This is a genomic window from Acidovorax sp. GW101-3H11, from assembly GCF_001633105.1.
GTDB lineage: Bacteria > Pseudomonadota > Gammaproteobacteria > Burkholderiales > Burkholderiaceae_C > Acidovorax.
The window spans coordinates 78645-92203 of sequence record NZ_LUKZ01000014.1 but is presented as its reverse complement, the minus strand read 5'-3'; the positions used below and the strand labels follow the sequence as shown (position 1 = coordinate 92203).

The window sequence follows — 13559 nt, the reverse complement described above, 5'->3', positions numbered from 1 at the left end:
TGACAATCCTTCCGAGGTATTACTTAAGTTATCGGCGAGCGCCAAGAAAACTGAAGCCTCTGTTTATTTAGCCCGTCGATTTGTTCCAGGCCACCACCTGCTGCGAGATATAGGCGTTCAGGCCGTTCAGGCTGCTCAACTGGGTGTCCAGCGCGTTATAGCGCCGCGTGATGCGTTTTTCAAATGCGTCAACCTTTTCGTTCACGCGGGTTTGGTCCTGGGAATTGCGCTTGAGGCTCAGCTGCAGGGTGTCGTCCTTGGATTTGAAGAAACCATCGTTGGCCAGCAAATTGGTGGTCAGCGCCTTCAGTTGCACCGCAATGCCATCGGCCGATCCGCCTCCGGTATTGCGGAACAGGTTCTTCACGTCGTCGGGCTTTTCCGTCAGGGCCTTGTTCAGCTTGGTGGAGTCCACGGCCAGGTTACCGCCCAGCTGCTGCGTGATGCCAACATCTGCCAGGCGCTGAAAGCCCCCGCCACCGGTCGAGATCGACTGGATCGCGTTGCGCAGCGAGTTCTGCAGCGCCACAGCGGTCGAGTCCCCCTGCAGAAGACCCGCCGAACCGGTCTTTGCGTCGTATTTGGTCGCCTCCTGCAGCAGTTCGTTGATGGCGTTGTAGGCCTTCACGAACCCATCGATGTTGGACTTGATGGCCGACTCGTCCTTGCCCACGGTGATTTCGATCGGCGCCGTGGTGATTTGCTCCGCTTTGAAGGTCACGCCCGAGATCGTGGAGGCAAAGGTGTTGGTGGCCGAAGACACGGCAATCCCGTTGACCGTGGCCTTGGCATCGGCAGCCGCCTGCGTGACCGTGGTGCCATTGACCAGGCGCGACAGGCCCGTGGCATCGGTGTTGCCTGCGCTCTGGGGATCGGTGTCGCCGTCCTCCATCACGCTCAGCCGGAAGCCGAACTCCTCGCCGGTGCTCTTGCTGCGCAGCAACAAACGCTCACCGGAAGCATCCGACAGGATCGAGGCGGTCACCCCGGCATTGGAGCCATTGATCTTGCTGGCCACGTCCGAGAGCTTGTCACTCGCGCTGATCGTGATGTCCACCGGCTGGCCGCTGCCGGGCGTGAAGGACGAGGGAGCCACACTCCACTTGCCCAGCTCCAGCCGCAGCGTCCCGGCGCCCAGCGCACCGCCCACAGGCAACAGGGCCGCCGACGCGGTAGCCTGCGCCTTTGCCAGGCCTTGCACCTCCACACTGAAGGTGGTGGGCAGGGTGCCACCCACGGCGGTGGCGGACACAAATTTGGAATCCGAGGAGGTGGTGCTGACCCCGTTCCAGCCGGTCACGCTGGTCAGCTTGCTGGCGGCGTCCTGCAGGGTGGACACCAGCGATTTGATCTGCCCAAAGGCAGATATCTTGGTTTTGACCGTCGCGGCCTGCACCGTGAGCTTGTTCAGCGGCTCTTTTTCCAGCTCGACCAACTTGGCAATGATGTTTTTGACATCAAGCCCGTTTGTGCCGACACCTACGGATGAAATCGTGGCCATACCAACCTCCTGAACTGGTTCAACGGAAATTATGGCGCCGAACGGCGATCAAGAACGTCCGTAAACACGCCAGGAAACCCGTCTTATCCAGCGGTCCTGGCACCCGCTGCTCCAAAAAGCCAAAGGGCGGCGACAGAAATCTGCCGCCGCCTGGGCCACTTCAGGGCGCTGCAACGCCCTGACTGCCTTGCCCGCCGCTTGTTAACGCAGCAGGGCCAACACACCTTGCGGCAGCTGGTTGGCCTGGGCCACCATCGCCGTACCAGCCTGTTGCAGGATCTGCGAGCGCGACAGGTTGGCAGTTTCTGCGGCGAAGTCGGCGTCCAGAATACGCGAACGCGAGGAGGACAGGTTTTCCGACGTCACTTGCAGGTTGCTGATCGAGGTTTCAAAGCGCGATTGCAAAGCACCGAGCTTGGCACGCTCACCGTTGATGAAGGCCAGGGCCGAGTCCACAGTCTTCAGCGCGTTGGTCGCGTTGCTGAACGTGGTCACGTCCAGGTTGGCCACCGTTTGCAGGGCCGAGCCGCCAGCATCCAGCTGGTTGCTGGCCGAGGACACAGCAAAGGACTTTTCGGAGTCCAGCGTGATGTAGCCACCCGTGTTGACGAACTCCACCGAGGCTGCGGCAGAACTCAGCGTGGTCGTGGCACCGTTGGCTGCACCGGCTGCGTCGTAGCCCGTCACCGTCACGTTGGCCGCGTTGGCATTGGCGGTGTCGCCCACCACGATGTTGTTGCCGGTGGCGTTGCTCAGAATGATCTGGCTACCGTCCGAGCTGAGCGAGGCATTGATACCGGTCTTGGCAGACTGGTCGTTGATGGCGGACACGGCGGCCGACAGGCGGTCCGTGCCGGTGGCAGAGGTCAGCGTGAAGGACACGGTGCGGGCGGAGCCCACGTTGTCGCCTTCCAGCGTCAGCGAGTACGAACCCGCCGCTGCCATGCCACCCAGGCGCACTTCGGTGCGGGCCGTGGCGGTCACGCCGGTGTCAGCCTTCAGCGCGTTGATCTGGTCGGCCGTGGCCTTGGCCGTGGCGCTCACAGCCACCGTCAGGGTGCCGGTGCCCAGGTAGCCAGCAATGGCCACGGAGCCCGTGGTCACGCCGTTGGTGCCAGCGGTGGCCTGGGTGGCCGATGCGCCGATACCCGAGCCGTTGGAGGCCACGTTCTGGTTGTTGCCGTACACGCTGGTGCGCAGGTTGGCGGTGGCCGCCACGATGGTCTGGTTGGCGTTGGCGCCCACTTGGAACTGTTGCGTACCGAACGTGCCGTCCAGCAGCTTGGAGCCGTTGAATTCCGTGGTTTGCGAGATGCGGTCCAGTTCGGACACCAGCTGGCCCACTTCCTGTTGCAGGGCCTGGCGGTCGCCAGCGCTGTTGGAGGCGTTGGCCGACTGCACAGCCAGTTCACGCACACGTTGCAGGATGTCGCCGGAGGCCTTCAAGGCGCCTTCAGCCGTCTGCGCCAGGGAGATACCGTCGTTCGCATTGCGAACCGCCTGGTTCAGGCCGCGGATCTGGCTGGAGAAACGCTCAGAAATGGCCAAGCCAGCCGCATCGTCCTTGGCGCTATTGATGCGCAGACCCGACGACAGGCGTTGGATGGAAGTGTTCAGCGAAGTCTGGCTCATGCCCAGATTGCGCTGAGCGGTGAGCGAAGCCACGTTGGTGTTGATGGTGGAAGCCATTGCAAATCTCCAGAAAAGAACTGACTGAATATGGCGTTGCCGCCAGCCGGGGCGCCAGCACCGTGCTGGCCTCCTGGGTTCCCAGCGCCTGGGGCGTCTGGTGAACGGCGGGCCACTCATGGTCCGTTGAAAGTGTTTTCGGGTGGCCGCCGGAAAACTTGAGGGTCAAACGCACAAGTTGTGGGACTTTTTGGCCGCTTATCGGGCTAACACACAAAAGTGGCATCCCCACAATTCACCCATCGTTCCCTCATTGACAGCCGGACGGGTGCGCTTGAACCGGCAAACAGATCCGTCTCGCGACGTTAAGGAGTTTCGCCATGGCAGCAACCATCAATACCAATATCAGCTCGCTGACCGCGCAGCGCAACCTGGGCACCAGCCAGATGTCGCTCAACTCAGCCATCCAGCGCCTGTCGTCGGGCCTGCGCATCAACAGCGCCAAGGACGATGCGGCTGGCCTGGCGATCTCCGAGCGCTTCACCAGCCAGATCCGGGGCCTGAACCAGGCTGTTCGCAATGCGAACGACGGGATTTCGCTGGCCCAGGTGGCTGAAGGTGCGATGGGGTCGGCGGGCAATATCCTGCAGCGGGTGCGTGAACTGGCGGTGCAGTCGGCCAACGCCTCCAACAGCGCCGGCGACCGCCAAGCCCTGCAACAGGAAGTGGGCCAGCTGGTGTCCGAACTGGACCGCATCTCGCAAACCACGGAATTCAACGGCTCCAAGCTGCTGGACGGCACGTTCGGTACGCAACAGTTCCAGGTGGGCGCCAACGCCAACCAGACCATCGTGGCGGCCACGGCCAACCTGCGCACCAATGTCTATGGCAACAACCAGAACATCGCGTCCAACGGCTCGGGCATCGGCGCATCGGCCACCCAGGCCACCACTGGCACCAACGGTGTGACCACCGGTACGGTGGCCATCAGCGGCTACCTGGGCACCGGAACCCTGACGGTCGCAGCCAGCGCCAATGCCAAGGCCACGGCCGATCAGATCAACGCCCTACAAGCCACTACGGGCGTTACGGCATCGGCACGCACCGAAGTTCGTCTGGGTGGCATGGCGGCAGCGGGCTCGTACTCACTGACGCTGGAAGGCGACAACGTCGCCAACCCCCGCACCATTTCCTTCACGCTGGTAGCGGGTACCGGCACCGACCGCCTCTCCCCCGCTGTGTCGGCCATCAATGAACAATCGGCTAAGACGGGCATCAACGCCTCGCTCAACTCCGACGGCACGCAGATCATCCTGACCAACGCCACCGGCAACAACATCGTGATCGGCGACACCGTGAACGCCAATGCGGGCGCGGTCACCGTCACCGGCTATGACGCGGCAGGTGCCAGCAACGGCACCACCCGGACGCTGGCGGCCGATGCCAACGTGGAATTCATCAACACCGGCGGCTACATCACGCTGGACTCCGAAAAGTCGTTCGCAGTGACCTCGGCCAGCAACCAGCTGGACAACGGGGGCTCCTCGCTGCACACCGTGGCCAACCTGGATGTGACCACCTTCACCAACGCCACTGACGCGCTGAAAACCGTGGACTCGGCCCTGGCCTTCATCAATGGCGAGCGCGCCAAGCTGGGCGCCTTGCAATCGCGCTTCGAGACCAGCATCTCCAGCCTGCAGATCACCTCCGAAAACCTGTCCGCATCGCGCTCGCGCATCCAGGACGCCGACTTCGCGGCCGAAACCGCCAACCTGTCGCGCGCCCAGATCCTGCAGCAGGCTGGCACGGCGATGGTGGCCCAGGCCAACCAGATCCCGCAGGGCGTGCTGTCGCTGCTCAAGTAAACCATCTGCCCGGCCCACCGCTGCGCAGTGGAACAGCAAGACAAAGGGGCCCATCGGGCCCCTTTGCACATGGCACACTGCCACCACACCCTGCCCTCTTTTGCTCGTAGATCGGCGCCAACGTGCAATCCAAACACACCGAACAGGACACGCCCCGCCTGCAGGCAGCGCTGGCCGCTGCCGACTGGCCCCTTCTCACCCGCCTGTGCCGCCAGGTGCTGCGCAAGAACGGCCGCCACCTCAGCGCCCACCGGCTGCTGGGCTTCTCGCTGAACAAACAGCGCGAGTTCGATGCAGCGCTCCAGGCCTACCGACAAGCCTATGTGTATTGGCCGGGCGACGCCGAGCTGCTGGTCAACTACGCCAACGTGCTGATCGAGCAGGCGCGCAACATCGACGCCCTGCCCCTGCTGGAAAAAGTGTGCGAGCTGCGCCCCCAGCAGGCCATTGGCTGGATCAAGCTGGCCGAGTGCTGCTACCTGCTGAGCCTGCACGACAAGGGGTTTGAGGCCAGCCAGAAGGCCGCCGCCCTGGCCGAGACCCTGCACGACCGCGTGGCTGCGCTCATGCAAAGCTCCATCCACCGGCGCGAGCTGGGCCAGGTGCGCGAGGCGGTCAAGGACTGCGAAACCGCCATCGGCCTTCGCCCCAACGACCCGGGCAACTACACCAACAAGCTGCTGTTCATGCTGGCCGACCCCGAGGTGGACGCCGCCCAGCTGTCGGCCGCCGCACGGCAGTACGGCGCCACGTTCGAGCCCCCGCTGCAGCCCGAATGGCCGAGTTTTGCCGACCACCGGGGATCGCCCTGGAAGCGCCTGAAGATCGGTTTCCTCTCGCCCGACTTTCGCGTGCATTCGGTCATGTACTTTGTCGAAGGGCTGCTGGCGCAGCTGGACCGGCGGCAGTTCGAGGTGTTTGCGTTCTACCTCTTCCCCCGCGACGACCATGTGACCGAGCGCGTGCAGCGCCACGCCGACCACTTTGTGCCCCTGGCAGGCTTCAGCCCCCAGCACCAGGCCGAGGCCATTCGCGCCGAAGGCATCGACATCCTGATCGACCTGGCGGGCCACACCGGCAACAACGGCCTGCTGGCCCTAGCGCACAAGGCGGCGCCCGTGCAGGTGTCGTGGCTGGGGTTCCCGGCCACCACCGGGCTCACGGCCGTGGACTACAAGTTCACCGACGAGATCACCGACCCGCCCGGTGCCGAGGCGCAGTACACCGAACAGCTCTACCGCCTGCCCACGCTGTTTGCGTGCTACCGCCCCATGAGCCGCAACCCGCTGTGGCGCTACCAGCCGCGCTACCAGGTGCGCCCGGCGCCCGCACTCGCCAATGGTTTCATCACCTTCGGCTCGTGCAACAACCTGGGCAAACTCACCGACGAGGTGCTGGCCCTGTGGGGCCAGGTGCTGGCCGCCGTGCCAGGGTCTCGCCTGCTGATCGAAGGCAAGAACTTCGACCGACCCGATTTTGCGCAGGCCTACCGAGAGCGCTGCGAGCGCCTGGGCCTGCCCCCGGCACAGCTGGACCTGGTGGCGCAGCGCACCGACAACCAGTACCTCACCTACCACCGCATCGACATTGCGCTGGACCCCTTCCCGCTCACGGGCGGCACCACCACCTTCGACGTGCTGTGGATGGGCCTGCCCATCGTGTCGATGGTGGGCGAAAGCTTCAAGAGCCGCATGGGCGTGGGCCTGCTGGCCTACCTGGGCCGCACCGAATGGCTGGCCGAGACGCCCGAGGACTATGTGCGCATCGCCACCAGCCTGGCGGCCGACGCACAGGCGCTGAACACCCTGCGGCAGGGGCTGCGCGCCGAGGTAGAGGCCTCTGCCCTGATGCGCGAGGACATCTTCAACCACCACTTTGCCGAAGGCCTCCGCGTGATGTGGCTGCAGTGGCTGGCCCGCGCTGAACACCCGGACGACCCCGCCGCCCAGGCCCTGGCGATCCAGGACTGGCTGCCCCAGCTGCCCGAGGCCTGGACCCAGCCGCCCGTGCCCGGCGTGGGCCTGAAACCCGGCCAGCGCGTGAGCCTGCACGAGGCCCACCAGCGCCTGCAGGACCTGGTGGACAAGGCCAAGGCCGCCCCGCCGCCCACACTCGCCACCGACTCAGACACCAGCGCGGGCCCGGCCCTCAAGGACCGCCACTGGATCGCCGTGACCGAACTGGCCGAAACCGTGCTCAGCGCCATGCCCAACGACCCGGTGGCCCTGGCCTGCCTGGCCGAGGTGGAACATGCCCACGGCCACACCGAATTTGCCGTGACCTATTTGCGGCATGCCACGCAGGCGATGGGCCTGGACATGGGAGCCAGCCCCGCCGCGTGATGCCTTGGTGTGCAGCTATCGGGCTGCACTGCGTCATTTGCTATAAAAATTATAGCTATAAATGCAAACCTACCGCGCGGAAGGCAGCATTTTTTTCTATATTTCCTGCACCCATCACCCCTTGCGCCGCAGAAACCCGTGTGGCGCCACTGTGACCTGCAGGCGCTGCTCCATCTCGGCGTCGATCTCGAACTCGGCGTGCCCGGCCAGCCACTGGTGCACCGCCGTCTTGGGGTTGTTGCCCACGTCCCAGGGGCGGTCGGCAAAGAACTTGGGTGGCATGTCTTCCACAAAGGTGTCGAACACCACGCAGTAGCTGCCGGGCGTGACCAGCGGCGCATAGGCATCGAGCTCGCCCAGCACATGGTCGTGCGTGTGCATGGAATCCAGGCACACCAACACACGCTGGTAACCCTGGGCAAATGCGTGCACCTGCTGCACCACCTCGGGCGCCACGGCCGAGCCCTGGATCATCGCGATGCGGCTGGCCATGGGGTGGGCTTCGATGGCGGCGCGATTGTGTGCGCGGATATCGATGTCCACACCCAGCACCTTGCGGCGCGAGGTGCGCGGGTCGAGCGTGGTGCCCGCCTCGATGGCGTCGCTCATGTCCAGCAGCGCCAGCAGCGAGGCGCTGAGCACCAGCGAGCCGCCGTGGGCAATGCCGGTCTCGATGATCAGGTCTGGCCGCACGCGCCACACCAGCTCCTGCATGGCCACCATGTCCTGCGGGTACTGGATGATGGGCCGTCCCATCCAGTCGAAGTTGTAGACATACTGCCGCTGCATCGAGGCCTGCAGCCAGTCGCGCGACAGGGTCTGGAAGGCGGTGTCCTGGGCATAGCCCGCGAGGCGGTCGCGGCGCTCCTGGGCGAATTGGTCAACGGGGTTCATGGCAGGTACTCCAACGGGGTCGTCATTCATTCAATCGCAGCAAGCAAGCTGTCGTCCCAGAGAGGGCGGGGCACAACGCCCCACTCGCCCTGCAGGCGCGACACGGCAATCGGGGAAAACGGCTGCAGCGGCGCGCCGGGCAGCACCTCTACCGCGCAGCCGGTGCGGGCCTGCAGCCAGTCCAGCCACTGTGCATGGGAGGTCTGGCAGCCACTGGCCAGGTTGTAGACCGTGGCACGGCCTTGCAGCGCAATGCGCGGCAACCAGTCCAGAACATCGGCCACCTGCACGTAGTCCTTGGCAGACTGCGGATCGGAACGCAGCACCACCCGGCCCTGCCGCGCCTGGTGCAGCAGGTCGGCCACCAGGTTGCCCGATGCGGCGTCCAACCCCGGCCCCACCACGTTCGAGAGCCGCGCCACGCGCACACCGGTGCGGCCGCTGGCGTGGCACAGCGATTCGCCGGTGAGCTTGGTGAGGTTGTAGAGGTACGACGGGTCGCCCGGCAGCACGGACAGGGGCGCGTCTTCGTCAGTGCGGGTGGCGCCCATGTAGACCCGGGTGGACGACAGGTACAACAGCGAGTCGAACTGCGCGCGCCGCAGCACCTCGGCCAGCAGGCCCACATGGGCGTCCACGGTGTCGAACGGGCGCGTGCGGAAGTCGGCAGTGAGCCCCACGCAATAGATCACATGGCCCAGCGGGCGGGTGAACACCTCGGCAGCGCCACGCGTGGGCGCCCACACGGTGTGGCCCTGGGCCTGCAGGTGCGCCACCAGGCGACTGCCGATGTAGCCCGAGGCGCCCAGCACGGTAAACGTCGAAGGGGGCAGGCCCGTCACCGGCGCTCCCCCACGGCCGCCAGCGGCTGGCCCGCATATACGGTGTACGCCAGCAGCTCACCGCGCACGATGGAGCCCGCGCCCACCACGCAACCGCGCCGCAGCACGGCGCCATCCAGCAGCACGCAGTTGGCGCCGATCCACACGTCGTCCTCGATCACGATGCCGCCCTTGCTGGGCAGAAAGCCCTGCTCACGGATCAAGCGGCTGCGGTCGGCATAGGCGTGGTTGACCGGCGCAAAGGTGCAGTTGGCGGCAATGGCCACGTAATTACCGATATGGATGCCGTTGCCGGTGTAGAGCACACAGCCCGCGTTGATCACCACATGCTCGCCCACCACCAGGTCGCCACTGCCGCCCGCAGGCTTGACCTTGACGAAGCTGTCGATCACCGAATGCGCGCCCACCACGATGCGCGTGCCACGCACCGAGTCTTCAATGTCGGCCAGGTGCGAGACCTTGGCAGTGGGGTGCAGCTCGATCACCTAAAACACCTCCAGGCGCGGCACGGCCACCACCATCTGCGCGCCCCAGCTGCGCGTGTAGTCCAGCTGGTCGGCCACCTCGCTGCGCAGGTTCCAGGGCAGGATGAGGATGCGCTGCGGCTGGTGGGCGCGCAGGTGCGCTTCGCTCACCACCGGGATATGGCTGCCGGGCAGATATTGATCCTGTTTGGCCGGGTTCTTGTCCACCACGTAGGGCAGCAGGTCAGGCCGCACGCCCGCAAAGTTGAGCAGGGTGTTGCCCTTGGCCGCGGCGCCGTACGCGCCCACGGTGATGCCATCGGCCTGGCATTGCAGCAAAAAGGCGAGCAGCTCGCGCTTGACCCGTATGGCCTGGGCCTGGAAATCGCTGTAAAAACCGGCGCCCAGCAAACCCGCCACCGCCTCGGTGGCCAGCAGTTGCTGCACTCGCGCAGCGCCTTCGGGCGTGGCCTGGGGGTGGCCCACGGTATCTGCGCGGGCGGCAAACACGCGCAGGCTGCCGCCATGCGTGGGCAGCTCCTGCACGTCGATCACCACGAGGCCATTGGCCGCAAAGATGCGCTGCACCGCCGTGAGCGACAAATAGGAATAGTGCTCGTGGTACGCCGTGTCGAACTGGCAACCTTCCACCATGCGCAGCAGGTGTGGGAACTCGAAAGTGGCCACACCGTGGGGCTTGAGCAGGCGCGTGAAGCCGCCCACAAAGTCGTTGATGTCGGGCACATGGGCCAGCACGTTGTTGGCGGCGATCAGGTCGGCCTGCCGGTCGGCGGCGGCCAGCTCGTCGGCCAGGGCCACGCCAAAGAAGCGATCCACCACCGCGATGCCTTTGGCGCGGGCGGCGGCCGCCGTGCTGGCGGTGGGCTCCACGCCGTAACAGGGGATGCCGGCGGCCTGCACGTATTGCAGCAGGTAGCCGTCGTTCGATGCGACCTCGACCACGCGGCTGTCGGCGGTGAGGCCCAGGCGCTCACGCATTGCCTCGACATAGGCCTGGGCATGGGCGAGCCACGACGATGAGAACGAGCTGAAGTACGCGTAGTCGTCGGTGAACAGCGCCTCGCGCCCCGCGTGGTCTTCGGTCTGCACCAGCCAGCAGGTTTCGCAGACCAAGAGGCGCAGCGGAAACCAGGTTTCGGGCGCACGCAGCGCGGCCGCGCTGAGGTAGGCGTTGGACGGGGGCGCGCTGCCCAGGTCCAGGAACGTGAGTTGCAGCGGGCTGCCGCAGTGTCGGCACTTCACAGGCGCACTCCTTCGAATTCTTCGGTCATCCCGGGCTGGCCCGCGTCGCGGGGCGACATTTGCCCCATCGGCAGCGGCCAGGCAATGGCCAGGCGCGGGTCCAGCGGGTTCAGGCCCGCTTCGGCCGCAGGTGCATAGGCCGCAGAGTGGCAATACAGCAGCTCGGCATGGTCGGTCAGCGCCTGGAAGCCGTGCGCAAAACCGGGCGGGATGAGCACCGCGCTGCCGTTGTCAGCCGACAGGTGCTCGGCGTGCCAGTGCAAAAAGGAGGGCGAGCCGGGGCGCAAGTCCACGGCCACGTCCCAGACCTCGCCGCGCAGGCAGCTCACGAGCTTCATCTCGGCGTGTGGCGGCTGTTGGTAGTGCATGCCGCGCACGGTGCCCTTCAAGGCGGTGTAGCTCTGGTTGACCTGGGCGATGGTGCCCGTCCAGCCCGCGCCCGCCAGCTCGTCGGAGCAGAACAGGCGCGCAAAAAAGCCGCGCTCGTCCACCAGCGGCTGGCGCTGCACACGAAAAAGCCCCGCCAGCGGCAGAGGCGCCAGGGCCAGTCGGCTCATGGGCGCGCCTCCCAGGCGTCGATGTCGGCCAGGCACAGCGCCCGGGCGTCGGCGCCGCCATGTTGCTGGCGGTACCAGTTCATGGTGCGGGCCACGGCAGTGTTCAGCGACCAGTGGGGGGCCACACCCAGCACCTGGCGGGCGTGGGCGGTCTCCAGCGCAAGCCAACCGGCTTCGTGTGGGCCATCACTCTCATTTTCATAGCTGATAGCGCTTGCTGGATAGGCGGCAGAGGCCAATTCGATGACATTTTTGACCGTGGCCGCCTCGTGCGGCAGCGGGCCAAAGTTGTAGGCACCGGCCAGCGCGGGCGTCTCCCACAGGCGCTGGGCCAGGCGCAGGTAGGCGGCCAGCGGCTCCAGCACATGCTGCCAGGGGCGCGTGGCCCGGGGGCGGCGGATGTGCAGGGTCTCGCCCTTTTCCCAGGCGCGCACGGCGTCGGGCAGCAGGCGGTCTTGCGCCCAGTCGCCGCCGCCGATCACGTTGCCCGCGCGCGCAGTGGCCACGGCCACGCCCTGGGCGGCTAAAAAGGAATCGCGGTAGCTGGCCGTGACCAGCTCGGTGGCGGCCTTGCTGGCACTGTAGGGGTCGTGCCCGCCCAGCGGGTCGTCTTCGCGGTAGGGGTAGGCCCATTCGCGGTTGCGGTAGACCTTGTCGGTGGTGACCACCAGGGCCACCCGCGCCTCGGGCAGGCCGCGCAGCGCATCGAGCACATGGGCCGTGCCCATGACGTTGGTGGCAAAGGTATCGAGCGGCGCCGCATAGCCGGGCCGCACCAGCGCCTGTGCGGCCAGGTGCAGCACCACCTCGGGCCGGGCGGCGCGCACGCGCATGGCCAGGGCCTGGGGGCTGCGGATGTCGCAGAAATGGCTTTCGATGCCCGGGCCGCCCTGCCCCAGCTGGGCCAGGGTGAACAGGTTGGGCCCGGTGGCGGGCGGCAGCGCCACGCCGGTGACCTGCGCGCCCAGGCGCTGCAGCCACAGGGCCAGCCACGCGCCCTTGAAGCCGGTGTGGCCGGTGAGCAACACGCGCTTGCCGCGCCAGAAGTCGGGATCAGGGCGCATCGTTCTTACCAGCATTTCCAAGGCGCGCGGCCCGATTGCCACAGGTCTTCGAGCAGGTTCTTCTCGCGCAGCGTGTCCATGGGCTGCCAGAAGCCGGTGTGCTCGAAGGCGCGCAGCTGGCCGCTGCTGGCCAGGCGGGCCATGGGCTCCAGCTCCCAGCTGGTGGCGTCGCTGTCGATGTGGTCAATGACCTCGGGCTGCAGCACAAAAAAGCCGCCGTTGATCCAGCCGCCGTCGCCGCGCGGTTTTTCCACAAAACCGTCCACCCGGTCGCCGTCGCGCATCAGGGCGCCATAGCGGCCCGGGGGCAGCACGGCCGTCACCGTGGCCTGGCAGCCGTGGGCGCGGTGAAAGGCAAACTGGGCGGTCATGTCCAGGTCGGCCACACCGTCGCCATAGGTAAAGCAGAACGGCTCGCCCGCAGGCAGGTACTCCTGCACCCGGCGCAGGCGCCCGCCGGTCATGGTGCTTTCGCCGGTGTCCACCAGCGTCACGCGCCAGGGCTCGGCGTGGCGGTGGTGCACTTCCATGCGGTTGTTGGCCATGTCAAAGGTCACGTCCGACATGTGCAGGAAGTAGTTGGCGAAGTATTCCTTGATGACGTAGCCCTTGTAGCCCAGGCAGATGATGAAGTCGTTCACGCCATGGGCGGCGTACATCTTCATGATGTGCCAAAGAATGGGCCGCCCACCGATCTCGATCATGGGCTTGGGACGCAGGTGCGACTCTTCCGAGATGCGGGTTCCCAGCCCCCCCGCGAGCAGTACGGCTTTCATGCCCGCAGCATAGTCCAGCCCCCGTGCCGCCAAAAGGCCCTGTGGCTGCGGAAAAATGGGCCAAATGCAGAGATTGCCCCGGCTGCGCCGCGCGGTGGATGCAGCGTGCCCACACCAGATTGCTACACATTAGATAGCAATAAATCCTTTTCCATCAGGCGCAAACGGCCTGTTTGATGCCGAATTTGATGGCATGACACGCCTTTCCCCCAGCGATGACGGTGCCCAAGCCATTCCTCCAAGAAGCCCTGGTTTGGCAGCTCTCTTGTGGCATTTCGCGCTCAGCAATCCGATACATTTGCAGTAACCTTCGGTAAACCCGCGACTGCGGCTCTCACGCCTCTGCCGCGACCGCCCCCGCT

General features: G+C 65.8%; 11 protein-coding genes. 2 read left to right on the top strand and 9 right to left on the bottom strand.

Annotation, left to right across the window (positions count from 1 at the left end):
* Positions 1–67: 67 nt before the first annotated feature.
* Together fliD and A1D30_RS15640 are read right to left on the bottom strand one after the other, a co-directional pair.
* Complete coding sequence (gene fliD, locus A1D30_RS15645) at positions 68–1501, bottom strand: flagellar filament capping protein FliD (protein ID WP_063461656.1); 1434 nt, start codon at positions 1499–1501, stop codon at positions 68–70.
* A 201-nt stretch (positions 1502–1702) separates the two neighbouring features.
* A complete protein-coding gene (locus A1D30_RS15640; RefSeq protein ID WP_063461655.1) occupies positions 1703–3190 on the bottom strand; it encodes a flagellin in 1488 nt (495 codons plus the stop codon).
* 320 nt (positions 3191–3510) lie between these two features.
* Here A1D30_RS15640 and A1D30_RS15635 point away from each other — a divergent pair, with 320 nt between their 5' ends.
* Both A1D30_RS15635 and A1D30_RS15630 read left to right on the top strand, forming a co-directional pair.
* A complete protein-coding gene (locus tag A1D30_RS15635; RefSeq protein ID WP_063461654.1) occupies positions 3511–4995 on the top strand; it encodes a flagellin in 1485 nt (494 codons plus the stop codon).
* A gap of 122 nt (positions 4996–5117) precedes the next feature.
* Positions 5118–7337 (top strand): acetylglucosamine transferase, encoded by a 2220-nt coding sequence (locus tag A1D30_RS15630; RefSeq protein WP_063461653.1) that lies wholly within the window; start codon positions 5118–5120, stop codon positions 7335–7337.
* 114 nt (positions 7338–7451) lie between these two features.
* On the opposite strand, the gene A1D30_RS15625 is transcribed toward A1D30_RS15630, so the two are convergent.
* The 7 genes from A1D30_RS15625 to rfbF are packed head-to-tail and all read right to left on the bottom strand — an operon-like array spanning position 7452 to position 13197.
* Positions 7452–8231 carry a cephalosporin hydroxylase family protein gene (locus A1D30_RS15625; protein WP_109790965.1) on the bottom strand — a complete coding sequence of 260 codons (780 nt, stop codon included), beginning with the start codon at positions 8229–8231 and terminating at the stop codon, positions 7452–7454.
* 26 nt (positions 8232–8257) lie between these two features.
* Positions 8258–9073, bottom strand: coding sequence for an NAD(P)-dependent oxidoreductase (locus A1D30_RS15620; protein ID WP_063461652.1), 816 nt, complete (start codon positions 9071–9073; stop codon positions 8258–8260).
* Complete coding sequence (locus tag A1D30_RS15615) at positions 9070–9558, bottom strand: acyltransferase (protein ID WP_063461651.1); 489 nt, start codon at positions 9556–9558, stop codon at positions 9070–9072. Before A1D30_RS15615 ends, A1D30_RS15620 begins: the two co-directional genes overlap by 4 nt.
* Complete coding sequence (locus A1D30_RS15610) at positions 9559–10800, bottom strand: class I SAM-dependent methyltransferase (protein WP_063461650.1); 1242 nt, start codon at positions 10798–10800, stop codon at positions 9559–9561.
* The gene (locus A1D30_RS15605) at positions 10797–11357 is read right to left on the bottom strand and encodes a dTDP-4-dehydrorhamnose 3,5-epimerase family protein (protein ID WP_063461649.1); all 561 of its coding nucleotides are present in this window, start codon (positions 11355–11357) and stop codon (positions 10797–10799) included. The genes A1D30_RS15610 and A1D30_RS15605 overlap by 4 nt, the downstream gene beginning before the upstream one ends.
* The gene (gene rfbG, locus A1D30_RS15600; protein ID WP_109790964.1) at positions 11354–12421 is read right to left on the bottom strand and encodes a CDP-glucose 4,6-dehydratase; all 1068 of its coding nucleotides are present in this window, start codon (positions 12419–12421) and stop codon (positions 11354–11356) included. Before rfbG ends, A1D30_RS15605 begins: the two co-directional genes overlap by 4 nt.
* 5 nt (positions 12422–12426) lie before the next feature.
* On the bottom strand, positions 12427–13197 hold the full coding sequence (rfbF, locus tag A1D30_RS15595; protein ID WP_063461648.1) for a glucose-1-phosphate cytidylyltransferase: 771 nt from the start codon (positions 13195–13197) through the stop codon (positions 12427–12429).
* Between the last annotated feature and the right edge of the window lie 362 nt (positions 13198–13559).